The sequence below is a fragment of the Archangium sp. genome, assembly GCF_036277355.1.
Taxonomy (GTDB): Bacteria; Myxococcota; Myxococcia; order Myxococcales; family Myxococcaceae; genus Archangium.
In genome coordinates this window covers 73933-98320 of the sequence record NZ_DASUNC010000103.1, presented here as the reverse complement: position 1 = coordinate 98320, position 24388 = coordinate 73933, and the positions used below count along the sequence as shown (strand labels likewise).

Sequence of the window (24388 nt, the reverse complement as noted above, 5' to 3'; positions counted from 1 at the left end):
AGGCGGCGGTGCTCCACGGTGGGGCGGGAGTCACATCGTCGGCATGAAGATCTTCAGCCCGCTGCGGCCACCGGCGCCGAGCGTGTTGCGCTCGATGAAGTCACTCACCGAGGAGCGGCCGTCACCGGTGGTGATGGCCGTGTGGCCGTAGATGCTGCCCAGGCGCGACGAGGTCTTCTCCCAGGTGAGCACAAGGCCGGGAATCTTCAGCGCCTGCTCGAGCGACATGTTGACCTGCTTGAACTTGTCGCGGGGCAGGTTGTTGTCGATCTGGTTGCCGTTGCCCCAGACCTTGAAGCCGAAGGCGTTCTGGATGGCCTTGCTCACGCCGGTGGCGCACAGGCCCTGGCTGTTGTACCCGCCGATGCTCATCGCCGCCGCGCGGCCCGCGCTCGCGAGCTTGCGCATCGCGGGCGTCACCTGGCCCGGGCTCGCGGTGCCGTGGCTTCCCTGGACCTGTCCGCCGCCGCTCGTACCGCCGGTGTGGCCGCCGCCGCGCGGCCCGTGACCCCGGGTGGGCTGGAAGCTGTCGTTCCGGGCGTGGCCGGGGATGCGCAGCGTCTTTCCCGCGTAGATGAGGTTCGGGTTGGAGATGTTGTTGACGCGTGCCAACTCCGAGACGCTGGTCTTGAAACGGGAGGCGAGAGCCGAGAGGGTGTCGCCCTGGCGGATGCGGTAGTTGGACATGCGGATCTCCTGGACTGATTGTCGCGAGGTCCGTCCAGGAGTTGCGTCCGGATCTTCCACCCGGAAATCCTCAATGAATTCAGCGAGATGGGGCGTGACACGGGGATGGGTCGGGGGCGGATGCGACGTACCAGGCGCCCTTCTGCGCCGACGCGGCTCGGCACGTACACGCCGAGCCGCAACGGGCTGAACACCTTCGCCGTGACGTACACCCTGCCGGAGGGCCGAGTGCAGGCCGTGCGCGCCAACTTCCGCTTCGTGGACTCCAGCAACACCAACAGCGCCCCGTTCATCTGCAGCAGCGGCAACTACGACGACCACGCTGCTCGTACGGGGTTCCCCTTGCTTGTCAGCACCGAGGCATTCAGGGCGAAATTCTCCCAATACTGCCCAGGGGGGCGCTTCTTCATGTTTCTCACCCAGCTCGACCCACGAGCCGAGATCAAGGGCTCGCGGGATCCGCTCGGCCTGCAGGCCATCTGGTCTCACTTCGGCCGCGAAGTGGTCGGTAACCTCACAACGGTGACGCAGTCGCTGCGTGACTTCAGGACGCTGTTGTTCGGCTTCCACTTCGTCGAGCAGGCCATCGCGATGGGCAAGCGCCGGGAAGAAGAGCGCTGCGCGATGTTCCTCCAGTTCGAGCAGCTCGCGGCCTACAGCCTCTACGCCTCAGGTGTCATCGAGGATGGGGGTGCACCCATGCGCGGCATCAACCGCGTACGCGCGCGGCTCGATGCGAGCGATCGGGTCCATATCTCCGCGGAGCGCGAGCACCAGATCCTCGGTAACCAGAAGATCTACGGACTCTGGGGTCTCTACAGCTCCGCCGCGCGTGAATCCGGTTGGACTGAACCGGCCGAGCAACGACTCAACGACACCACGGCCCAACTCGCGGAGCGCATCTGGTGGCACGTGCTGAAGTCCCAGGCCCGCCGGATGGCAGAGGAGGTCCTCCACTTCCTGGGCAGGAACGCGCCCTTCGAGCCTCGGGGCCGCCATGCTCCGCTGGCTCGCGCGCTCTCTCGCGTTCTGACCCAACCCCTGGAGGGGGAGTTCCAGCGGTTCTTCGAGGACACGCTGGTGTGCAACCGTTTCGGACCCTCCTCCGAAAGAGGGCTCCAGGAGCAACTCTGGTCCCTCATCGAGCAGGCGAACGGCCGGAGTAGCCGCGCCTGGATACGAGGCTTCGATTTCACGGAGTTGCGAAAGCTCCTTGAGCTTTCCACCCAGGACTCCGCACTTCACATGTCACTCCACCACATCGAACGGGTGGAGCTCGTGCTCGCCGCCGTGGGCAGCCTCTTCCAGTACCTGCTCGCGAAGAATGGCCAACGCACGGACAACGTCGCGAAGGACGTCCGTCAGCGGTGGGGTTCCCGGCTCGCGCACCTCCTTCCGAGCAATCTGCGTGAGATCGAGGGTTTTCTGGCGGAGGCGGTGGGGCAGGAGTCCGCTGGCCGCGTCGTGGCCATGCAAGCGACGCTCGCCTCGGGTGAATACAAGGAGTTCTTCGTCGTCGCGGCCGAGCACAACGCCCAGGTGATGAAGGATCGCGGTGGCGCGCCCTGGCTCTCCGTGGAAGGAAACCGGCTCCGGGTTCGTATCAAGTCGGAGGTCTCCTGGCTGCCCGAACCCGATGAGCTGCCCGAACTCTGGGTGAACTCCTACTTCCTCAACAGTCTCAAGCGGGTGGGCGCCCAGGTCACCGGGAGGGCGGCATGAGCGCTCCCACTTCTGTTCTCAGCGATGTCTTCGGTGAGCACGTCCGCAAACGGCGGGTCGTCACGGGCGTCTTCACGACTTTCGCCTTCGACCCGAAGTTCTTCGAGGAGGAGGTCGTTCCGATCCTCTTCGATCGGACGCTTCCCACCGGTTCGGAGGCCCGCCTCGTGATGCTCGAGGATTCGGTCCGCGATACCCGCCTCGCCGTGTACTACGACCGCCAGGCGCTCCAACACCAGGGCTCTGCGAAGCTCGACATCCGCCGCATTCCCAGTTCACGCACGACGGGCTGCTTCCATCCGAAGCTCGTGCTGCTGTTGCTCGAAGAGGAGGGAGCCCGCTCGCTCCTTGTCGCCACCCTCTCCGCGAATCTCACCCGCTCGGGCTGGTGGCAGAACGTCGAGGCCGGGCATGTGGAGGTCATCGAGCAGGGGTCGCCTTGCTCCTTCCGTGCCGATCTCTTCCTGGCCCTACGACTCATCCGCGAGGCCGCGCCCGCCACCGAGCGGCATGCCGAGCTGGATGAAATCCACAAGTTCCTCCGCTACCAGGTCCCGGACGAGGAGCGCCGCACCCGGCGGATGGGTCCTCGCCTGTTCGTGGGGCAGAAGTCCCTGCCCGAGTTCCTTTGCGAGGCACTGCCCGTTTCTCCCGAGGGCTACAACCTGGAGATTCTCTCGCCCTACTTCGATGAGCAGGGAGCTCCGGCCCTGCGCGCCCTCGTCAAGGAGTTGAAGCCCCGGCAGGCGCGTGTCTTCCTGCCGCGCAAGGAAGACGGTACGGTCCGCTGCAGGAAGTCCTTCTTCGGTGCGGCGTCCGAGTTGAGCAATATGAGTTGGAGCACCCTTCCGTCCGACCTCCTGAGGCGAAGGGGCGAGGACGGAGAGCCCGCCTCTCGCTTCGTGCATGCCAAGGTGTACCGTCTCTGGAGCCAGAGCGAGGCCCGCCAGTTCATTCTCGTGGGCTCGGCAAACCTCACGCAGCAGGCCCACAGCCACTCGAACGCGGGCAATCTCGAAGCTTCCTTCCTCATTGAGGAGAAGGTGGAAGGCCGTCTCCAGTGGTGGCTGGAGTTGCCCGAGGGGCCCGCCCCGAAGCGTTTCCTCGACGATGTCGCCGAGGATGAGGCCGAGGAGGATGAGTCGCTTCAAGAGCTCGTGCTTCCCCTGGCGCTGGAGTTCTCATGGCTCACGCGGCTCGCCCGCGTCTGCTGGGAAGGTTCCGGGCCGTCACCCGACATCCTGCTCTCCCTCAACGGGGTGCCCTTTCACCCGCTCTCCGCGCTGCCTGCTCGCACCTGGGTGGAACTGCCCGCGGACATCGGGGCCCGGTTGCGCGAGCACCTGCTCTCCAGTTCCTTCGTCCATGCCTCGAAGGACGGGCGCACCTGCATCCTGCTCGTCCAGGAGGAGGGGATGGAGAACAAGCCATCGCTCCTGCACAACCTCTCGGTGGAGGACATCCTGCGCTACTGGTCGTTCTTCACGGATGAGCAGAAGTCCACCTTCCTGGAGGAAAAACTGCGGGCCACGAATGCCGCGCGTGAGCCGGCGAAGCAGGGCCGTGGGCCCGAGGCACCGAGCCTCTTCGACCGCTTCGCGGGCATCTTCCACGCCTTCCACCAGTTCGAAGCCCGCATGACGGATGCCCTCTCTCACGGGCGTGAGCATGAAGCAGTGACCCGGCTCTTCGGCGCGCGCCACGACTCGCTCGGTACCCTCGTGGAGCGTCTCCGGGAGGACAAGGCCTTCGACTCCATCCACCGCTACGTCATCTTCCTCACCGCACGACAGATGTTGCAAACCCTGGCTTCAAGCTTCCCGGACTTCTTCACCACGAATCGGGAGCGGCACCGGCAGCTGGAAGCCCTGCTCACGCCACTCGCGCAGCTTCGTGACACCCTCCAGCTCGGGGGGACGCCAGAGGAGAACGCCGCGTTCCTCGAATGGTTCGAGCGCGCCTTCCTCGCCCGGGCCCGTGAGGAGGTGGTGGCATGAAACCCATTCAGCCCCTCTCCCTGGAGAGCGCCCGGAAGCTCATCGACTTCAAGAGCCAGAATGTCTCGACCTCCGCTTCCATCGCGGAGACCCAGCTGGAGGGGGCCGTTGCCCTTCACAACATCCTCGCCCGGGAAGGTGTCGCCTACCTCGCCGACGAAGTGGGCATGGGCAAGACGTACGTGGCTCTGGGCGTGGTGGGCCTGCTGCGCCTCTTCCACCCGGAGCTGCGCATCCTCGTGGTGGCACCCACCACCAACATCCAACAGAAGTGGCAAAAGGAGCTGAAGAACTTCACCCGGAGCAATTGGCTCCATCGGGATCAGCGCATCCGGAGCGTGGAGGATCTCCCCTGCCGGCCCTACGCGAGCTGCGAGAGCCTGCTTGATTGGGGTCAGAAAGCCGCGGCGCGCCCGGAACAGGACTTCTTCGTTCGTCTCACCAGCTTCAGCCTTCCCCTCGGTGAGCAGGGACAGTCCTGGGAGGATCGCCGGGAGCGGCTCCGGAAGATCGCGCCCCACTTCCAGCCCGAGCTCTTCGATTTGCGCGGAGGCGGCGACAAGCAGCGCTTCAAGCGCGCCTTCGCCCAGACGCTGAACGGGTTGCTCCCGCATTACGACCTGGTCATCGTGGACGAGGCACACAACCTCAAGCACGGCAAGGATTCCCATTCCTCACGCAACCTCCTGCTGTCGCTGGCTCTTGGCAGCTACCCCCAGGAGCAGCTGGAAGGCGCCTCGCCGTATTACGGGCGCCGGTTCGATCGCGTGCTGTTCCTCTCCGCCACTCCCTTCGAGAGCGACTACCGCGAGCTATGGAGGCAGCTCGACCTGTTTGGTTTCGGGGATCGCGCTCGCGCCTTGATGGAGGAGGGGCTCTCGGATTCCGAGCGGGAGACCGTCGCGGCGCGCTTCCTCATCCGCCGTCTGACCGGTCTGCGCATCGCGGACAGCCAGCACACCAAGAACATGTACCGTCGCGAGTGGCGTAAAGGAGGATGCGAGAGCCCGGACCAGCCGCTCGACATCCCCACGGCGAAGCAGCGCCTCGTCGTCGCACTGGTGCAGAAGAAGGTGGCCGAGGTACTCAATCAATCGCGTTTCGGCGCGTCCTTCCAGATGGGCATGCTCTCCTCCTTCGAGAGCTTCTGGAAGACGGCGAAGCGCAAGGTGACTCCCGACGCCGAGGACACCAGCGCCTTCGATGGGAGCGAGCAGGCGCAGAACGCCACCGAGCGGGAGGGCATCGACACGCCCTCCGTCGACAAGCTCGCCGAGTCCTACCGGCGGCGCTTCGGGGAAGCGCTGCCACACCCGAAGATGGACGCCGTCGTCCGCAGCCTCGCCCACTGCTTCCCGTCAGGGGACAAGGCGCTCGTTTTCGTGCGCCGTGTGGCGAGTGTTCCGGAGATGCGCGGCAAACTTTGTCGCGACTACGATCGATGGCTCCTGGGAGAACTGCGCCGGAAGCTCGTGCCGGTGCTGCACGACGAGCTTGAGCAGGCCTTCCGGGGTTATGAGCAGGAGCGCACGCAAGCCCGGCAGTCCGACCGTATCGAGATGGATGGCCTGCCCACGGATACGCACCAGGAGGACGTTGCGGCAGACGATGTGGGTGGGAACGACACCTTCTTTTCGTGGTTCTTCCGAGGCGAAGGGCCGCGCAACCATCTCTCTGGCGCTTCGTTCCGGAAGAACCGGCTGATGAACGCGGGCGCCTCGTACTCCATTCTCTTCGAGGACAACTCGGTCATGGAGTTGCTCGGTACACGCGGCCCGGTCGTCGAAGCGCTCGCCCAGTCCTTGTGGCAGCCGGTGGAATGGGTTCGCACGGAATCACGTGCCCTGGCCTACGCCGCCTATCGTCGAGCGACTGGCCGGCAGACGAAGGGGTACCCGAGGCTCAAGGTGTTTCATGCCTATCAGGAGGCCGCGCTCCAACTTCTCGTGCGCTCTCCTCATGCCTCGACGCCTCGTGAGCTCTCCGCACGCGCGGATCTCATCCGGCGTGAAATGTTCAAGGGCTCGGATCTCGTGGCCGCGGCTCAAGTGCCCTCGGACTTCCCACCTCCGGATGAGCAGCTCGATACGCGCACCTTCTTCACCGAGCTACGCACGCGCTCGGTGCTCCGCGAGGAGCTATGGCCTACCTCCCGCGCGAACGGCTTCCCCGAGCAGTATCGGGAACAGGAGCAGCGGCGCCAGCTCCTTTCCTGCGTGGTTCGGCTGGGCCATGCGTCCATCGACCTGTGGGTGCTCGCCGTCAACAGGCTGGGGACGATGCGCCTGGGCCGTCAGGGCCGCGAGACGGGAGAGCGCGTGGACACCTATATTGAGGAGCTGTTGAACCTCCTCGAGGCGCAGCGGCTCCAGCCAGGGCTGAATGCCTGGCGCGAGCTGCACGAGGTGGCGCGTAATCATGAGCTCATCCTGTCCACGAATTTCCCGGAGGCACGGCAGGCGAGCATCCCGGAGCTGGCGCGTGTCTTCTCGCGAGCCCTGAGTGCACAGACCCCTGTCGGGGGCATGCATGGCGGAGTGAACAAGACACTCGTCACGCAGTTCCGCATGCCAGGTTATCCCCTCGTCCTCATCACCACCGAGGTGCTGCAAGAGGGAGAGGACCTCCACACCTTCTGCTCGCGAATCATCCACTACGGTATCAGTTGGACGCCGTCCGCCATGGAGCAGCGGACGGGTCGCATCGATCGCATCAATTCCCAGGTACACCGGCGGCTCGATGGTCGGCAGGCTCCCGCGGAACCCGGAGAGTTGTTGCAGGTGCAGTACCCCTATTTGGCGGAGACCGTGGAGGTCCTCCAGGTCGAACGTGTCTTCGAGCGCCTCAATCGTTTCCTCCGGATGACCCATCGCATCGCGGTGACACGTGATCTGGATTCCCAGCTTCACACCCGCGATGAGTTCGTCCGCACGCGTCGGGACATCGAGCCCATCACCGAGCGCTTGGTGACGGCGTTCCCCGTCAAGCCGGAGCTGCTCCAAGGGACGCGCGTCGTCCCGGAGGAACTGTTGGAGCACGGGGCGCGGCTGCTCACGCATCTCGACGCGCTCTGCACCGCACTGGAGCGGGAGAACCGCGTCCTCTGGCATTCGCGTGAACCGGGCCGGGCGGACCGTCATCTCACGACCTACGTGGCGGATGGCACGATGCTTCGCGCTGATGACCCGCGCTCCCAGGATGGGACGCGCGTCCGGCAACAGCCGGTGGTTCTGTCCCTACGACCCGCCTCGGTGGCGGGCTTCACCATGCTCCGGGCCGTGAGCCCCGTGGGTTGCGTCGAGCTCGATGGCGCCAGACGTCTCGAACTCGCGCGCAGCCAGGGGCGGTTCCCAGGTGTACGGCTGTGCGAGGTCTCAACGGGCGACGTGGATACCTACACACTGACGGCGGAGGCTGACCTGCTCTTCGACCCCACGTGGACGGAGGCCGAGGAACTGTTCGCCCTCATGTGCAACGTCAGCCTCGCGGCGGACGCAGCGGAGCGGATGCTGCTCGAGGAACAGGACGCGCCTTATTCGCAGTTCCAGGATGATCTTGGCCGGGAGGTCCGCCGTGCCTCGAATTAAGAAGCTCCTCCAGGCAAGCCGTTCCGACCCCGGTGCTGGCCCCACGCTCGAGTGGAGCGCCCACATGGTCACGGTGGTCTTCCCGAGTGGCCGCAAGCAGGTGGTGCGCTATCAACTCGACGAGACGCACGCGCACTTCACCTCCACTGTGCTCGGAACGGTCCTCGCACGGAACTTCGGCGTAGAGGAACTCGCGAAACGGGCCCTCCAACGCAACAGACGGGTGGAACTCGCCGGATTCAGGCTTGGGACGGATGACCGCCTCGAAGCATGGTGCAGTCTGCCGCTGGCAACACTCAGCCCGACCGAGGCACGTTTTGCTATCCGGACGCTCGCCTATGAAGCGCACATGCTCGCGGAGGAACTCCAACGGGAAGTCTCGGGCTGACGAGACATGTCGATTTTTCTCGAACGTTTCGACCGGGATTATGTCGGTTTCGTCGTAAGGACAGAGGCATTACTTCGTCCTCTGCCGGCCCGAACAGCTCGGGACGGGATGAACCGACAGCCGTGAACACTGTGGATGGTGGAAGTCTCACATGCGCCAGAACCGCCAGCCAGGCACCGGGCAGTTCGCCTCGCACCGCACGCCAGGGCTGGTGCTTTCGCTCTGCTCGGACGCATCGCCCCTCCTTGCCCGGGAGGGGCGGCCGGGGCTCAGAGGTTGACCGGGGCGTACTCGAAGGTGGGGGCGGCGAACAGGTCCGTGTCGGGAATGGGCGTCGAGACCAGGCTGGCCGCCACCAGCTTCAATTCGTACATGAGGCCGATCGCGGGCCGGAGCCGGGTGTCGGATTTGCTCTGGGGGTCGGCCTCGCTGTTGAAGGCCTTGTGCAGGGCCCGCAGCAGGCTGGTGTAGCCGTAATTGAACTGCTCGGCGAGGTAGCGCGCCCTGCTGCCCGCCGGGTAGTCCACCGTCTTGGCATTGGCATACAGGTTCCAGATACCGGCGGGGTTGAGCTCCACCGGAGCACCGGAATAGGACCAGCCGGTGGGCTCGGACGGGTCGGCCACCAGCATGCGCCCGTAGACGATCTGCGCCAGACGGTAGAAGTGGGCCAGCCCCTTGTCGGGCTCCCTGGGGGACTGGGTCGTGCCCTCGCCCTGCTCCACGATGAGGTTCAACCCCCTCCGGGCGTCTTCCAGGTTCCGGATGGGGAAGAGCTGGTCGGCGGGGAACCAGGTGTTGTCCACCACCTGCCGCCCCGGCTTGCCCGTGAGGAGCTTCTGCCCCTCGGCCTCGAGCTCCTCCATCTTCTGGATGATGGCCGCGTAGAACTCGCCGATGGTGGCGAACTCCGGCTGCGGCTGCTCCTCCCGCCGCAGGGCGTCGAACATGGCCAGCTTCGGCTGCTTCACGGGGAAGTTGAGCTTCGTCTCCGGCTCCTCGATGACCATGAAGGTGTTGAAGACGAGGCCTCGTGTCAGCTTCTCCAGTCCCACCGTCAGCCCCTCGTGGATGCCCATGGGCAGGGGGCCCGGGAACACCGGGATGAAGCCCGGTTTGTCGATCTGCGGAGAACCCCCGATGGCGTTGAGCACATTGGCGGCGATCACCATGTGCAACATCTCCTGGATGACCACGGTCAGGAGAATCTGGGAGGCCGCGGCGTTGTAGCCCGGTTTGATGGAGTAGAGCGCCGTCAGGTACGCGGGAATCGTGGCGTGCTCCAGCTCGATGGCCGCCTGGAGTTGAGCGCGCAGCCCCTGGACGTCACGCGTCTCTTGAATCTGGTCGACTACTTCGCGCCGGATCTTGAGCATGGGTCTTCCTCTTTCGGACGTGTCGTCAGTGGTGGGTCACTTCTTGCGCTCGGTGCTGCCCAGGGCGCGGTTGAAGCCCTTGGCGAAATGCGTCTTGCTGCTGGAGGTGTCCACGGTGTCGGCGGTGGTGGCGGCCCGAGTCTCCGGAGCCGCCGGGGAGGGCGCCGCCGCGGTGCGCGCCGGAGGCACTACGCCCAGGGGGTGCTCCTCCTGCTGCGACAGCTGCTTCAGCCACTGGATGATCATCCGCTGCTTCGGCTTGGACAGATCCCTCGTCACCGGCATGTAGTTGGGGTTGTGGATGTCCAGGGAGAAGGCGAGCTCGAGCAGGTTGGCGTGCCGCTTCACGGACTCCAGGTCGGACAGCTTCACCAACCGGTTGCTCATGATGGGATAGAGGTTGCCGTATTGGACGAAGATGGGCTGGATGTGCTTCTCCCAGGTGGGCCGGGCCGGTGCCTTGAAGGCATCCCGCACGTGCAGCACGATGTAGTCGTAGGGCGAGCGCGCCGTGTTGCCCTGGCCGGGGAGCCGGTAGTCGATGAGGTAGATCTGCCCGTCGATGTACTTGCGCGGGTTCTTGGGGTCGCTCGTGGTGATGCGGATCTCGACCTTGCCGTCCTTCTTCGAGGTCTGGGGCGGCTCGGGCAGTTGCACCGCCTCCATCGGTACGCCGATGTCCGGGATGGGCGCCTTGGGGGCATTGGGATCACCAGGCGAGCCGCCGCCCTGATTGGGAATCCTGCCCAGCTGCGCCAGTTGGATTGTGGCCTTGTGCGGGGCGCCGTACCGGGTGGCGTAGATGGTCACCCGGGTCTCGCCCGCGCCGTCGATGCGGTGCACCGCCGGCTCCGCGCACGTGAACAGCCCGTCGGCGCTCTCGCGGATGGCGACCACGCCGTGACCCAGGTCGAGCCCCGTGTTGCCCGGGTTGGGGGTGGCATTGACCACCAGCGCCAGCGGTAGCTCCCTGGCCCGTTCCAGCTGCTCGGGCGTGAGCGTGGCGGCGAAGACACCTCCGCTGGTGTGCAGCCAGCGCGGGTCCCGGTAGGGAATCTCGGCCACCACGTCGAACGTCTTGGGAGTGACCGGGGTGTTCTCCTGGATGGCCGCGTCGCGCAGGATGCCCACGCTCAAGCGGCCCATGTCACTGGAGGTGCCGGTGCCGTCGGTGATGGGCAGCGCGTTGGACAGATCCAGGAAGAGCGTGCGGGAGGCGGCGTCCACCTGCCCGCTGAAGTAGGTGATGCCCGTCCAGGAGATGGGCAGGTTGCTGCCGTCGGGCGCGGTGACATTGCTCGCGGGCGTGAAGCGCCGGCCCAGCACGAAGGACGAGGGCTCTCCTGGCAGGTACGGCCCGAGGGTGCCCACGACGGTTCCGAGCGTGAAGCGCGGGTGGCTCGCCTTGCCCTGGTAGCCGAAGGTCGCCATGCGGATGGAGAGCCGCTTTCCCGTCGTCGCCGCCTGGAGCTGGCGCAGGAAGGGGCTGGAGCGCAGCCCGTCCTTGTCCCACGTCACCTCTTCCAACACGGATTGGAACGAGGACGAGGCGGCCATGTCATTGGCCTGGCCCTGGGTGCGCATGAACCACAGGTCCCGGAAGGCATGGGGCTGGTAGCGGCCGCCGAAGAAGGCGGGCACCTTGCCATCCGTCAGCCGCACCTCCAGTCCCCACGGCGCGGAGGCCAGCTGCCACTGCGGATCGATGTCGACGAGCTTTCCGCTCGTCCGCTCGGTCGAGCCGCCGATCAACATCCCGATGACGGGGTCGCGCTTCGGGTCATCCGTGAAGGAGCCGTCCTCATACCAGACGCCCGTCACCCGGCAGTCCAACAGCCGGAAGGCCCCCGAGCCGGTGGGATTCCACCAGCCGTTCAGGCCGGATTTCGACTGGAACTCCTGGAAGGACGGCTCGAAGGTCGCGTTGTCGAAATGGCGGACGTCGTTGTTGACGGTCGAGACGTCCGCCTGGAAGGTCCCGGAAAACACCAGCCGGACCCTGTGTAGGAAGCTCATGTCTGCTCCTCGGTGAACCCTTGGACGCGCACTGCTTCCCGGGCCGGGTCGCGGTGCGCTGGAAATGTCTTTCAGCTCCACGAACGCGACAGCCCGAGAACATGGCTCGGACAAGGCGTGAAGCTAGAAAGAGGCATTCCGTGCTGTCAAGGATTCACCGGCGAGCGGCTTGCTCACTTCACCAGCGGCACGCCCAGGTCCTGGAGCACCTTGAAGTCGAACACCAGCATCCCGCCCCAGGAGAAGGCGCCGCCGTTGGCGAGATCGAACTGGGCGAAGGGCATCACCGAGAGGATGTCGAGGAAGCCCACGCGGGGCCCCACGCCGAGCTGGAGCGGACGGTTCCCGGCGCCCTCCACGCGCTTGGACCAGAAGAGGTGCGCTCCGGCGCCGAACTTGAAATGCCGGGCCCACGAGCGCGCGTAGGGCGCCCAGTCCATCGGCCGGAAGTCGAGCGCCGCGTAGGGGCCCAGGTGCTCGGCCGCGAAGAGGTTCACCGAATCGCCATACACTCCGGCGGACCAGTACCAGGCGGGCACCTTCAACGCCGTGCCCTTCTCGTCGAAGCGCCACTCGCCGAGCGAGCCCCCGAGGTGCAGCCCGAGCCCCGTCGAGCCGACCCAGCTCCCCTGGTACCGGTACCCCAGGGCCAGCGGGCGGATGAAGAACTGCAACCGGCGGCCGAGCGGGTTGGGATCCTTCCACTCCGAGTGGGCTGTCTTCTCGGGGCACGGGGCCTGCTCGCCGCGCTCGTCCCGGGGATTGGGCAGACGGCAGGTGTCGCACTCGTCCCCCACGCCATCGTCATCCGCGTCCGCGTGCTCGCCGTTCTTCGCCGGGACGAGCGGGCAGAGGTCGCACGCGTCTCCCGCTCCATCCCCGTCGCTGTCCTCCTGGCCGGGGTTCACCTCGAGTGGGCAGTTGTCCGCGCACGCCTCCATCTGCCCGGGATGGCACGCGGGTGCCTCCGTCTGGCCTGGAGGCAGGTCCGGGACACCATCCCCGTCACTGTCGGCGGCGGCCGGTGGAGTCTGCGCGGCGGCCGGAGCCAGCGCGAGCAGGAGGATGGCGGTCAGGGTGAGCGGAGCGGAGCGCATCAGAGGCAGAGTCCGAAGACGTTGGCGTCACCGCACAGCAGCGAGTGCTCGGCGGCGGGAATGCGGCGGATGGTGGCCTCGTCCTGCACCCACGAGGGCAGCCGGTCGCGGGTGAACTGGTCCGGGACGAGCGTGTCGCCCTCCACGGTGATGGCCTCCGCCGTGCTGGGGAAGTGGGGGAGCCGGAACACCGTCTTCAGGTTGTTGCCCTGGACGATGCGGATGAAGTCGAGCTTGCGCAGGGGCTCGAAGTAGCCGGTCGAGGTGGCCCGGTACAGCGCTCGCGCCCGCTCGAGCATTCCCCTGTCGATGTGTTGGGAGAGGTCCTCGGGCGCACCGGGCGCGGGCAGCAGCCCGGCGTTCATCCACGTGGCGTCGAGGAGCAGCTCGGGCCGGTTGGAGTTGTCCCGCGTGACGCTCCAGCGCGGCAGCATCTGGTAGATGGCGGGCCAGGTGCGCACCACCTCCTTCGGGATGGAGCTCTTGAAGAAGGTCCCCTCCAGCAGGGCCACCAGGGCATTCACCGTTCCGAAGAAGGGGACGCCCACGAAACACACGCCCTGGACGAGCCGTGCCATCTCCTCGGCGCCGAGGCGCAGGGCCGCCGCCAGGACGACGAGCCCTCCCTGCGAGTGCGCCACCAGCCGCCAACGGTCACCGCGTGGGGCCTCGGCCTGGAGGAGCTCGGCGAGGCGCTTGCCGCTGTAGCGGATGTCGAGCCGCCAGTCGTAATCGAAGAAGTCCCACTTGGGGAACGCGTGCGCGAAGGGCTCGTAGGCGAGCGTCATGTGCCCGCGGGCGACGAGCGTGTTGCCGAGCGGCTCGAGGGCGTCGGGATCCACCCCGTGCTTGCACCGGAGGAGCTGCGCGGCACCGGCCTGGGTGAGCAGCTCGAAGATGGTGGCGGCCCGTGCTCCCGCGGAGCTCTCGTAGAGCACTCCCCCCGTGCCTGGGATGACCATCTGGCGGCGTGGCATCTGGCTTCCCCCCTGCTGCTCGGGGAAGCCAACACCCAACCCGCGCGGGGGGCCAGTGCCATGCGCCCGCAACGGCCATCACCTGACAGAGCGCGGCCGGGATGTTCAGCGCTCACTCCTTCAATCGGGCGAGGGGGCCCGTGCCGTCATCTCCGAAGCGGCTCACCTCCACGCCCACCGAGTGCAGCAGGGAGATGAACAGGTTGGCGATGGGCTCTCCGCCGTAGCGCACGTGCCGTCCGGGCGTCACCGCGCCCCCGCCGCGCCCCGCGAGCACCACCGGCATGTCCGTGTGCCCGTGCGAGTTGCCGTCCGCCACCTCGCTGCCGAAGTACACCAGGGAGTTGTCCAGCAGCGTCGCATTTCCCTCCTGGACCGACTTCATCCGCTGCAGCAGGTAGCTGAACTGCTCCATCTCCCAGCGGTCGATCTTCGCGAGCGCCGCGTGGTTCTCCGGCTGGTGCTGGTGGTGCGAGTACGTGTGGTGGCCGCTCGTCAGCCCGAGGAAGTCATACACCCGGTCGCTGCGCGCATTGCCGAGCATGAAGGTCGCCACCCGCGTCAGGTCGCACTGGAAGGCGAGCACCATCAGGTCGCACATCACCTTCGTCTTCTCGCGCACGTCCTCCGTCCGCTCGGGCCTGGGGCCCTTCGAGCACGTGGGGCCCTGCTGGTCGAGCGCCGCCACGCGCAGCTCCAGCTCGCGCACGCTGGTGAAGTACTCGTCCAGCTTGCGCCGGTCCCTCGTCCCCAGCCGCTGCTGGAGTGCCCGCGCGTCCTCGTTCACGAAGTCCAGGATGCTCTGCTCGTAGGCCTTGCGCTTCTCGATTTGCGCCCGCGTCGCGTCCGGGTCGAAGCCCGAGAAGAGCCGGTCGAACACGGCCCGCGGGTTCGTCTCCTTGGCGCGGGGGCTGGTGGGCCCCGCCCAGGAGATGTTGCGCGCGTAGGCGCAGCTGAAGTGGGCGTCGCAGGCGCCCGTTCCGTCGCCTCCGTCGTTGCCCAGCTCCAGCGAGGGCAGGCGCGTGTACGGCCGCAGGGCCCTGGCGGCGAGCTGATCCATGGAGACGCCCGCGCGGATGCCGTCCTGGCTGTCCGTCTTGACCACCTTCACGCAGGAGAGGAAGGCGCCCGTGCCCGCCGCGTGGTGGCCGAACTCGTCCGGCCGTCCCGGCTCGTGTGACAGGCCGGAGAGCACCAGCACGTCGTTCTTCACCGGCGCCAGCGGTTGCAGCGTGGGGGACAGCGTCCAGTTGCGCCCGCTCCCGCCCGGCGTGAAGTTCGGCATGAAGAGGCCGCAGGGCACGTAGAAGACGGCCAGCCGGCGCGGGGTGGCTCCGGGTTGCGCCGCCCGGGCCACGGGAGGCTCCATCTGCTCCAGCACGGGCAGGGCCATCAGCGCCCCCAGGCCCCGCAGGAGCGTCCGCCGTGACAGCTTGGGGTTCTTCATCGTGAGCCCTCCTCGTTCGTGCCCTCCGCCTCCCCGCGGCGGTGGGTGAAGGCCTCGCTCTGGATGAGGGAGAGGATGAGATCCGACAGCTTGCTCCCGTGCGCTCCGGCCTTGCTCGCGACGTCCTCCAGCGTGCAGGCGTCCGCGCTCGTGGGCCCGCGCCCCAGCCCGTAGGCGAGCAGGTGCCGGGCGATGCAGTGCTCCAGCTCCGGGTCCGACTCGAGGAGGGCGCGCAGCTCCACCCCATCCTTGAAGTGGAGGCCTCCGGGCAGCTCGCCGCTCGGGTCCACGGGGGCGCCGCTCACTTCTTCCTTCTGCCGCCACGCGCCCACCGGGTTGAAGTTCTCCAGCCCGTAGCCGATGGGGTCCATCATGCTGTGGCAGCCCGAGCACGACGGGTCGCTGCTGTGCTGGGCCATGCGCTGCTTGATGCCCATGCGCGGGTCCACCGGCGGCGGCAGGCCCTCCACGTTGGGCGGAGGAGGCGGTGGGGCCTTGCACAGGAGTTGCTCGAGCACCCAGAGGCCGCGCTTCACCGGAGAGGTGCGGTCCGGGTGCGAGGTGACGGCGAGGATGGAGCCCTGTCCCAGCAGGCCCGCGCGCTCCGGGTGCTCGGAGAGGCTCACCCGCGTCATCTGGCGGGTGCCCGGAGGGGGCAGGCTGTAGTGCCGGGCGAGCCGGTCGTCCACGTAGGTGAAGTCCGCGTCCAGCAGGTTTCGCACCGGGTGCTCACCGAGGAGGAACTCGCGGAAGACGAGCCGCGTCTCCTGGCGCATGGCCTCGCGCAGCGAGTCGTCGAAGGGGTAGAGGAGCGGGTCCGGGTGGAACGAGTCGAGCGCGCGCGTGTACAGCCATTGCCCGGCGAAGTTGTCCACCAGGGCCTCGGCCTTCGGGTCCGCGAGCATGCGGTGCACCTGGCGCTCCAGCTCGCCGGGGTCGTGCAGCGTCCCCGCGTCCGCCGCGGCCAGGAGGGCCTCGTCCGGCAGGGTGCTCCACAGGAAGTAGGAGAGGCGGCTGGCGAGCTCGTGGTCGTTGAGCGGGTGTGGCGCCGGGGAGGCCGGGTCCGGGTCCAGCTCGACGCGGTAGAGGAAGTGCGGAGAGAGGAGCACCGCGCGCAGGGCCAGCTTCATGCCCGCGTCGAAGCCATCGCCCCGCGCACGGGCGAGCGGGAGGAAGGCGAGGAGCCGGTCCACCTCGGCCGGGGTGACGGGCCGGCGCCAGGCGCGGCGGGCGAAGCGCTCCAGGATGAGGCGCGCGCAGGGCCGCGGGTCCGCCGGGTCGGGCGAGCAGGTACGCATCCGGGGCCAGGCGGCCTCCACGAGCTTCTCCGCCGCGGCCGAGTACTTCTCCATCAGCAGCGGCCCCAGGCTGAGCACGTCCGCGTTGTTGTCGAAGCCGTAGCCGTGGTCGTCGGCGGGGAAGTCACGCGCCGGGCGGGTGGTGTCTCCCAGCAGGTCGCGGACGGTGTTGTCGTACTCGGCGCGGTTGAGCCGGTGCAGCGTGACGCGGCCGGGATCCCTCGGGCCCTGGCAGGCCGGATTGCCGGACTCGGGGGGCTCCGTCTGGGGTTGCGTGGGGGGTAATACCTTCGCTTTCGGCAGCTCGTTGCTCGGGCAGCCGGCGAGCAGGAGCACACAGGCCGAGCCCGCCAGCACCTTCCGCCAGCCGTGTGGAGACTGCTTGGACACGTCGGACCTCCTCAATCGGGAAGGTCCTGAGCAATTTCCTCACCAGCCCCTCCATTCGTGCTGGAGGGATGGGGGGGTGTCGGAAACTCATCGGGGCCGTGGGTAGGACATGGGACGACGAGGGAAGCGGCGTGTCCCACGTGGCCGCCGCGCGCGTCACCGTGGGGCGCGTGCGTTCACGGCTCGCGGCATGATGGGCTCCTCGAAAGGAGAGGACATGCCGCACCGTTTCGTACGCCGTTGGGGAGGGCTGCTCGTGGGCTGCTGGCTGCTTGGGGCCTGTGCGAGCACGCACGGCCGTGGAGCCCCGAGTCAGTATGCGCTCGATTCACTGCGGGCCAGTTGCCTGAAGAACCCGCTCTACTGCGCCACCGTGAGTGGACGGGAGGTGGCCACCGGGCCGGTGCAGACGGTGGGGGCGGCCGTGGCGTCCGCCGCTGCGGTGGGCCACGCGCTGACTCCCGAGATGAAGACCTCCCTCAAGGAGGAGATGGAGAAGTGCGCGGACAAGGCGCGCACGGAGGTGTTGTCGCGCCTCAAGGGGACCTTCGCGGGGTTGGTTCCCAAGGCGGCCGAGTGCAGGGCCATGACGGTGGATGCACAGGGCCGGAGTGTGACGTGGGCCATCCGATTGGGACTGGAGATGCACGAGGTGGCCCTGGCATGCGCACAGGCGAAGCTGGGTGAGCTGCGCCTGAAGTTCAGCCTCAAGCCGCGCTACCGGTTCAACCAGGAGACGAAGGAGAAGTCCCTCATCACCCCCGAGGAGAAAGCGGAGTTGCTGCGGCAGGGGGGTGAGCAATTGAAGGGGACGCTGGAGCCGGATGTAGTCATCCACACGGGGGACCCGCTCCTGGTGCTGGTTGTCTACGACTTCAAGTTCCGCTGTGTGGGCTTCGAGAAGGAGCCCGAGTGGAGGAGATACCCCGAGGGACACCGTTACGCAGGTCAACTCCAGGGCGATATATACCGGGACGCATTTGGACCCGAGGTCCACCTGATTGGTCCTCGGAAAGGAATGTTCTGGTGAGCGAGCGTTACCCGACAATCCGCCTCCGCACGAAATCCAGAGGCTATTGGATACACGAGGGCTTGCGGCTGGACTTCTACATGCGTCGGCCGCACACGCAGATGGCTCGGGCGGTGATGCGCTCGATGGACACCTATCTGAACGCTGTGGGCGCGGAGCATTTCGCCTTCTACGTGGACGATGAGGGCGATTGCCAGGAGCTCGATGCGGAGGGCTGGGCGTTCATCCGGCGCCATCTGCTGGAAGATCCCTGGCCTCGCGTCATCCTGATGGAAGGCTGTACGGTGGGGCCGGAGCAGTACCGCTTCGAGTACCAGGGCAGGCGGATTGACGATCCCAAGTGGCGAGGCTCGGACAAGTACGCGTGCGCGGCCTCGTTCTGGCTGCCCACGGAGTACCTGGAGGAGCACGGCCCAGAGTGCGTGCGCGCGCTGGCGCTGGACCTGGCGGCCCCCTTGCCCTTCTGTTCCGGCAACGGAGGCCTGGCCTTCCTGGGCCCGAATGACGCCGTGGGTGTGACAGAGGAGATTCGCGAGCGGTGCTTCCGCTACCCGGGCATGGACATCCCCGCTGTGGAGTCCTTCTCGTACAACATCGGCACGCGGGTGCGCGGCCCCTCGTGGCTGACCTTCCTGGGCCAGCCGGTGTTGGGCGAGCTGGGCGGCGTGGAGGCCCTGCGTGCGCGGCTGCACTCGCCGGGAACCACGGTGCAGGACCTGGACGGAGGACGGGCGGTGGTGACGCTCGGAGAATGGCCGGATTCGGGTGACACCGAGCAGGGCCGCACGTTGCCCGCCTACCGTGAGCTGGCGCGCGTGCTGGAGCCCTGGCACTACGAAGGGCCCGAGTACGACAAGGACTTCACTCCAGAAGAGCGGCGCCGCTGGGAGCGCCGGTTCCTCGACTGACCTCCGCTCCGCCCTCAGCGCGCCAACTGGACGAGGAAGGTGCTGGCGCCCGGCGCGGGGCTCAGCGGGCCGGTGCCGAAGTCCACCGGCGCCCGGAAGGTGCCCACGAGGGCGCTCTCTCCCTGGCGCGACACGGACAGGTCCACCGGCAGCGCCTGGGCGGACGGGTACGTGTGGCTCCACTGCAGCTGCCCCGTGGGGCGATGGAGCCGCAGCGCGTAGACGTTGGTCGCGCCCGGATAGCCCTCCAGCGTGCCCAGGCCCAGGCCGAAGTCCTCGCCTCCCGTGTAGCGGCCGGCCACCACCACGCCCGAGCCCTGATCCATCTCCACCAGGCCCCACGTGCTGCCCAGCAGCGAGCCCCAGCGCGCGGCTCCCTCCCGGTCATACGCGAGCGCGAAGCCCCGGCTCGTGGGCGCGTCGAGCTCCCGGCCCCCGAAGACGAGCTTCCCCGTGAAATAGCCAGACACCACCACCAGGCCCCCGTGGGCCGCCACGCTCATGGCCACGCCCGTGACGCCCTCGAGCGGCCGCGTCCAGGACGGCGTGCCCTCGGCGGACACCCGCGACAGGGAGGGCACCAGGAGCGGGGAGGGCGGGACGAAGCGGCCGCCGGCCAGGTACAGGTCTCCCGCGTCATCCTGCGCGAGGTCCATGGACACGCCGCGCGCGGAGTCGACGTACACCCAGCGCAGCGTGCCCTGGGCGTCGTACTGGACGAGGTAGGGATTGCTGGCGCCGGTGACGGGGCCGTGGCCGAAGTCCACCCGGCCCGTCAGGGTGCCCCCAGTGGTGATGTGGCCCCGCGTGTTGACGGCCAGCTCCGTGGCGGGGGTGGGCAGGGGGCGGGACCACATCGGTGCTCCGTTCCCATCCATCCGCGCCAGGAAGGCCCCGGGTGGCAGCACGCGTCCGCCGAGCTCCAGCCCTCCGCTCTGCACGCCCGTGAGGAGCACCGTGTCATAGGGCTCGACGGCGAGGGCCAGTCCCCGCACGAATGGGGTGCCCGTGCCCGCGGGCGCGGTGAGCAGCCGCGTCCACAACAGCTTGCCCTGCAGCGAGTATTTGGAGAGCACCAGGGCGGAGGCGCCCGCGGACAGGCCCCCTCCGGAGTCCACGGGGGTGCGGTGGTTGCCCAGGGTGAGGACGTTGCCCCGCGAGTCGTGGACGGCGGCCACGGGCGCGTCCGTCTCCGCCGCGCTGTGCACCGTGTGCACCCACTGCGTCTCGCCTCCGACGGCCCGGCGCGGGTGCTCCTGGCCCTCGGGGTCCTCCGTCCTCCACCCCTCGCCGGCTCCGCAGCCCGCGAGCACGGCCATCGTCAGCAAGAGGATGGATCGCGGGTCGGCTCGCTTCAGGGTTCCGGCCATGACTGCCTCCTGCCGGTCTTCGCCGGCGCTCTCGGGCCAAGGTGGGGGTTGCCCGCCCAGGTCTCAACGGTGAGGACGGCCGAGCGTTCGAGCCTCTTGTCCAAGAGGACATCTCGCCCGTCTGGCCTTCAACAACCCTGGCCGCCACACCGCTTCCAGTTTTCGAGAAGCCGCGCGCCGTGCCGTCGCGCCATGTATGGGTTGCGGAGCGCCGGTGATGAAATGGCGGGAGCCGCGGGGCGCGGGAGGTGCCGTGTGACGGATGCCGAGTGTCTGGAATTGCTCCGGTGGGCCGCGTTGCACTTGCAACTGCGCTACGAGGGCTTCCGCCGCGTGCGCGGGCAGGTGTGCAAGCGCGTGGGCCGGCGGATGAAGGCGCTGGGGGTGCCGGGGCTCGCCGCCTACCTCGCGCGGCTGGAGGCGGACCCGGCCGAGCGGGCCGTGCTGGATGCGCTGTGCCGCGTCACCATCTCGCGCTTCTACCGGGACCCGGGCGTCTTCGAGGCGCTGCGGGAACCGTTGCTGCCCCGGATATTGGAGGCCGCACGGTCCCGGGGCGAGTCCGTCTTCCGGGTGTGGAGCGCGGGGTGTGCCTCGGGGGAGGAGCCGTACACGGTGGCCGTCCTCTTCCGGCTGGGGTTGCGGCCGCGCTTCCCGGACTTCCGCCTGGAGCTGGTGGCCACGGACGCGGACGCCTCGCTGCTGGAGCGGGCCCGCCGGGGTTGCTACCGGCGCGCCACGCTGCGCGAGCTGCCCTCCGGGTGGGTGGAGCAGGCCTTCACCTCCGAGGGCGGGGAGCTGTGTCTGCGGCCCGAGTACCGCGAGGGGCTGGAGTTCCGTTGCCAGGACCTGCGCCAGGGCATGCCCGAGGGCCCCTTCCACCTGGTGCTGTGCCGCAACGTGGCCTTCACCTACTTCGCCCGGCCCGTGCAGCGCGAGGTGCTGGCGCGGCTGGTGGAGCGGCTGGTGCCCGGCGGGGTGCTCGCGATTGGCGCCCACGAGTCCCTTCCCGAGGAGGCCCAGGGCCTCGTGCGCGCCGCGGGGGCGCTGCCCCTCTTCCACCCCACCGGCCCGCGCCCTTGACGCGTCCCGACTTGATGGAAGTGAACAAATCCGTTAATCGCGAGAGTCTCTCATTTTCTGCGGATCCGGTAAGCCCCGGTGCGGGAAGGATGCGAGCCTCATGCGTAAAGTGTTGGGAGCAGTCGCGGCGGTGATGCTGTTGGGCTGTGGTGGCGGCACGCGCCCGGAGGAGCCGGCGCAGGCGGCGGACGGCCTGGAGCTGAAGCAGGAGTCGGGTGGGGTGACCGGCCGCTTCACGCAGGCGGGCACCGAGGCCCTCTTCTCCGCGAAGCAGGTGGAGGAGGGCGTGTACCGGATTGAAGTGCGGCAGAACGGCATGACGCTGACGGGCCTGGTGGACACGGTGAATGGCGTGTCGGACCTGGACGGCTTTGGCGCGGAGACGGGCCAGGACACGCAGATGCTGGACGGGGACCGCGAGGTGCTGTCGGGCCTGTACGCGGCGCTCAACGCGCAGCTGCCCACGGGTGACGCGGCGGCGCCCGAGGCCATGTCCCTGCGGCGCGCGGTGAGCCTCTGGTCCCAGCACCCCACCACGGTGGAGCTGCAGCGCACGGTGATGGGCGAGCAGGGCCGTGGCTACACCATGCTGTGCAGCTACGCGAAGTGCAACGGCACCTGGACGGGCAGCTGCGGCGGTTACTACAACTGGTACTCGTACGCGAAGCACGACTGCCAGCACGGCGGCTTCGACTACACGGGCAACCAGCAGATCGCCCAGCTCGGTGACCACTTCTCGTGCAGCGGCGACGAGTACTACATGAGCGGTGGCTCGTGGGTGTGCGGCGAGCCGGACCACTGGAGCCGCCCGAAGGTGATTGGCATCTGCTTCGGCCGCTGCGGTGGTGGCTGCGGTGGCGACACCCAGTACACGCTGGACGCGACCAACCACGACGGCTGCGTGCGCAACGGCCACGCGCTGGCGAGCGCCTACTGCGACGACCAGTTCGCCTCGGCCAGCGACGACGAGCTGTTCGCGCCGAACTGCTACTGATGATGCGCCAGGTGAACGAGAGGGCGGTGCTGGGCGCCGTGTTGCTGGGCCTGGTGGCCGCTCTCGGTTGTCACTCGGAGTCCCGGAAGACCGAGGCCGCGCGGGCCACGGTGCAGCGCTTCTTCGAGGCGCTGCCCTCGAGGGACTGCGCGGTGCTCGGCCCCCTGCTGAGCGGCAAGGCGGGCGAGGACTGCCGCCAGACGGTGGACGAGATGAACGAGCACGGCCTCTCGCTGGTGGAGGTGCTGGACGCCCGGGTGGACGGACGGGACTCGAACGCGGTGGTGGTGCGGGCGCGGGTGGCGCGGGACGGCCAGGTCCGCGAGCAACCGATGCTGCTGCGCGTGGAGAAGCACCCGGAGGGCTGGAAGCTGAGCCTGTGAGAGAATGGACGAGCGATGAACAACCGGTCCCGTTTCCTTCTACCTCTCGGCGCGGCCCTGCTGTTGGGGGCCGCGGTGGTGGTGCACTTCCTGTTGAGCGGGCCGGTGGCCTCGGCCCCGGCCGGGACGTCGCCTGCTCCGACGGGGTCTCCCGCCGCCGGGTCCACGGCCGTGTCCACGCCTGGGGCGGTGCGGACGCAGCGGGCCGGGCCGGCGAAGTCCGAGCCGGACGTGGTGGCGTCGGAGGGGCGGAGCGCGACGGTGGTGCCGCTGGGTCCTGGGGATGTTGTGCCGGAGCCGGAGGTGGAGAACGCGCCGCCGCAGCGGAACGACCCGATCGAGCCGGAGAAGCCGCAGACGGCGGAGTGGAAGCACGGGAAGCTGGTGCGCATCTCGGAGCTGATGGCGCGGAACGTGGAGCGGCTGGAGGAGGAGAGGGCGGCGGCGGAGGCGAACGGGGACAAGGAGGAGGCGAAGCGTCTGGCGGTGCAGCTGTCGCGTCATCGGGCGAGGCTGGAGATGCTGAACAAGCAGACGGCGGCGCTGGCGGGGCAGGCGAGCCAGGAGCGCGCGGCGCAGTAAGCCGAGCATGAAGCCGTGAGCCGCGAGTGATGCGGAGCGCGGCGAGTGAAGCCGTGAGCACCGCTCCGGACACATCCCCTCTCCCTTCGGGAGAGGGACGGGGTGAGGGTATCGGATGAACCCGGGTTGCGAGCACCCTCTCCCTCTGGGAGAGGGCTGGGGTGAGGGTCTGCGCAGGACCCGAGTGGTTCTGTGCCTCGCGCTGTGGATGCTCGGAGCCTGTGTCCCGACGCCGCCCCCGCCCACGACCCGAGCGGACGCAGTGGTCTCGGGGACCGAGGCCCCGGATGACATGGCGGTGGTGGCACTGTTGGCGAGGCGTGCGCGCTGTACGGGAGAACCACTCACACTGCTGTGCACGGGAGCGCTGATCGCGCCAGACGTGGTGCTGACGGCGGCGCACTGCCTGGAGATCTTCGGGACGGACGGAGCCTACGAGGTCTTCCTCGGGGCGAAGCTGCTGCCCGAGCCCGAGCCGGGAGGCCGCTTCGTCCGGGTCGGGCAGGCGGTACGCCACCCGGGCTACGAGCGAACGAGCCACGCCAACGACGCGGCGCTGCTGCGCCTGGCGAAGCCCGTGGACGAATCCCCGCTCCTCCTGCCCGAGCCCGGGACGTCTCCGTTGGAGCCGGGCCAGTCCGCGCGGGTGGTGGGCTTTGGAGACACGAAGAACGCGAGTGCCCCCGCGGGCCAGCGCCGCCAGGGAACACTGCTCCTGACGAAGGTCGAGGCGGGCGGCTTCCGAGCGGGGCCCGCGCCGTCCATGAGCTGCGTGGGAGACAGCGGAGGGCCGGTGCTGGTGCGAGACGCGGAGGGGCGCGAGCGCCTCGTGGGCGTCACCGCGAGTGGAGACGTGGCCTGCCGCGAGGAGGCCTTCAACGTCCGGGTGGACGCGCTGCTCGAGGACTTCATCCAACCCTTTCTCGCGAGGCACCCGGAGCCGTGGGGACCGGAACTACCCCTCGAGTCCCTCTGTGCCGCCACCTGTACGAGCTCCGAGGAGTGCCCTGCGGGGCTCGCGTGCGAGACGGTGGCGGAGGGAGGAGCGGCGCGCTG

18 protein-coding genes and 1 pseudogene are annotated in these 24388 nt (G+C 68.2%); 11 read left to right on the top strand and 8 right to left on the bottom strand.

The window, feature by feature from the left end; translation table 11 throughout:
* Positions 1–30: 30 nt before the first annotated feature.
* Positions 31–687 carry a LysM peptidoglycan-binding domain-containing protein gene (locus VFZ09_RS27125; RefSeq protein ID WP_329730574.1) on the bottom strand — a complete coding sequence of 219 codons (657 nt, stop codon included), beginning with the start codon at positions 685–687 and terminating at the stop codon, positions 31–33.
* Positions 688–807: 120 nt separating this feature from the next.
* On the opposite strand from VFZ09_RS27125, the gene VFZ09_RS27120 reads away from it, so the two are divergent.
* From VFZ09_RS27120 to VFZ09_RS27105, 4 genes are all read left to right on the top strand, one after another.
* Positions 808–2409: a hypothetical protein gene (locus VFZ09_RS27120; RefSeq protein ID WP_329730573.1), complete on the top strand. Its 1602-nt coding sequence runs from the start codon at positions 808–810 to the stop codon at positions 2407–2409.
* The gene (locus VFZ09_RS27115) at positions 2406–4406 is read left to right on the top strand and encodes a hypothetical protein (RefSeq protein ID WP_329730572.1); all 2001 of its coding nucleotides are present in this window, start codon (positions 2406–2408) and stop codon (positions 4404–4406) included. The genes VFZ09_RS27120 and VFZ09_RS27115 overlap by 4 nt, the downstream gene beginning before the upstream one ends.
* Positions 4403–7993: a DEAD/DEAH box helicase family protein gene (locus VFZ09_RS27110; protein ID WP_329730571.1), complete on the top strand. Its 3591-nt coding sequence runs from the start codon at positions 4403–4405 to the stop codon at positions 7991–7993. The genes VFZ09_RS27115 and VFZ09_RS27110 overlap by 4 nt, the downstream gene beginning before the upstream one ends.
* A 64-nt stretch (positions 7994–8057) precedes the next feature.
* Positions 8058–8381, top strand: coding sequence for a hypothetical protein (locus VFZ09_RS27105; RefSeq protein WP_329730570.1), 324 nt, complete (start codon positions 8058–8060; stop codon positions 8379–8381).
* Positions 8382–8650: 269 nt separating this feature from the next.
* Here VFZ09_RS27105 and VFZ09_RS27100 read toward each other — a convergent pair whose 3' ends face one another.
* The 6 genes from VFZ09_RS27100 to VFZ09_RS27075 all read right to left on the bottom strand — a co-directional run bounded on the left by VFZ09_RS27100 (position 8651) and on the right by VFZ09_RS27075 (position 16982).
* Complete coding sequence (locus VFZ09_RS27100) at positions 8651–9757, bottom strand: ferritin-like protein (RefSeq protein WP_329730569.1); 1107 nt, start codon at positions 9755–9757, stop codon at positions 8651–8653.
* A 36-nt stretch (positions 9758–9793) separates the two neighbouring features.
* Positions 9794–11773, bottom strand: coding sequence for a hypothetical protein (locus tag VFZ09_RS27095; protein ID WP_329730568.1), 1980 nt, complete (start codon positions 11771–11773; stop codon positions 9794–9796).
* 173 nt (positions 11774–11946) lie between these two features.
* Positions 11947–12870: a hypothetical protein gene (locus tag VFZ09_RS27090; protein ID WP_329730567.1), complete on the bottom strand. Its 924-nt coding sequence runs from the start codon at positions 12868–12870 to the stop codon at positions 11947–11949.
* Entirely contained in the window at positions 12870–13847 is a 978-nt protein-coding gene (locus tag VFZ09_RS27085) for an alpha/beta hydrolase (RefSeq protein ID WP_329730566.1), read from the bottom strand. The genes VFZ09_RS27090 and VFZ09_RS27085 overlap by 1 nt, the downstream gene beginning before the upstream one ends.
* Positions 13848–13959: 112 nt before the next feature.
* Positions 13960–15294 (bottom strand): DUF1552 domain-containing protein, encoded by a 1335-nt coding sequence (locus VFZ09_RS27080; protein ID WP_329730565.1) that lies wholly within the window; start codon positions 15292–15294, stop codon positions 13960–13962.
* On the bottom strand, positions 15291–16982 hold the full coding sequence (locus tag VFZ09_RS27075) for a DUF1592 domain-containing protein (RefSeq protein WP_329730564.1): 1692 nt from the start codon (positions 16980–16982) through the stop codon (positions 15291–15293). The genes VFZ09_RS27080 and VFZ09_RS27075 overlap by 4 nt, the downstream gene beginning before the upstream one ends.
* Positions 16983–17199: 217 nt before the next feature.
* Here VFZ09_RS27075 and VFZ09_RS27070 point away from each other — a divergent pair, with 217 nt between their 5' ends.
* Positions 17200–18012, top strand: a complete 813-nt coding sequence (locus VFZ09_RS27070; protein ID WP_329730563.1) for a hypothetical protein — start codon at positions 17200–17202, stop codon at positions 18010–18012.
* 80 nt (positions 18013–18092) lie between these two features.
* Positions 18093–18920 carry a type VI immunity family protein gene (locus tag VFZ09_RS27065; protein WP_329730562.1) on the top strand — a complete coding sequence of 276 codons (828 nt, stop codon included), beginning with the start codon at positions 18093–18095 and terminating at the stop codon, positions 18918–18920.
* Between the two features lie 14 nt (positions 18921–18934).
* On the opposite strand, the gene VFZ09_RS27060 is transcribed toward VFZ09_RS27065, so the two are convergent.
* Positions 18935–20290 carry a hypothetical protein gene (locus VFZ09_RS27060; protein WP_329730561.1) on the bottom strand — a complete coding sequence of 452 codons (1356 nt, stop codon included), beginning with the start codon at positions 20288–20290 and terminating at the stop codon, positions 18935–18937.
* Positions 20291–20545: 255 nt separating this feature from the next.
* Between VFZ09_RS27060 and VFZ09_RS27055 the strand changes: the two genes are divergently transcribed.
* The 5 genes and pseudogenes from VFZ09_RS27055 to VFZ09_RS27035 all read left to right on the top strand — a co-directional run.
* A complete protein-coding gene (locus VFZ09_RS27055; RefSeq protein ID WP_329730560.1) occupies positions 20546–21373 on the top strand; it encodes a CheR family methyltransferase in 828 nt (275 codons plus the stop codon).
* 100 nt (positions 21374–21473) lie between these two features.
* The gene (locus tag VFZ09_RS27050; RefSeq protein ID WP_329730559.1) at positions 21474–22367 is read left to right on the top strand and encodes a hypothetical protein; all 894 of its coding nucleotides are present in this window, start codon (positions 21474–21476) and stop codon (positions 22365–22367) included.
* Positions 22367–22750: a hypothetical protein gene (locus tag VFZ09_RS27045; RefSeq protein WP_329730558.1), complete on the top strand. Its 384-nt coding sequence runs from the start codon at positions 22367–22369 to the stop codon at positions 22748–22750. The genes VFZ09_RS27050 and VFZ09_RS27045 overlap by 1 nt, the downstream gene beginning before the upstream one ends.
* A gap of 15 nt (positions 22751–22765) precedes the next feature.
* Positions 22766–23332: a hypothetical protein gene (locus VFZ09_RS27040; RefSeq protein WP_329730557.1), complete on the top strand. Its 567-nt coding sequence runs from the start codon at positions 22766–22768 to the stop codon at positions 23330–23332.
* Positions 23333–23447: 115 nt separating this feature from the next.
* Positions 23448–24164, top strand: a pseudogene (locus VFZ09_RS27035) (S1 family peptidase); the annotation flags it as partial.
* Between the last annotated feature and the right edge of the window lie 224 nt (positions 24165–24388).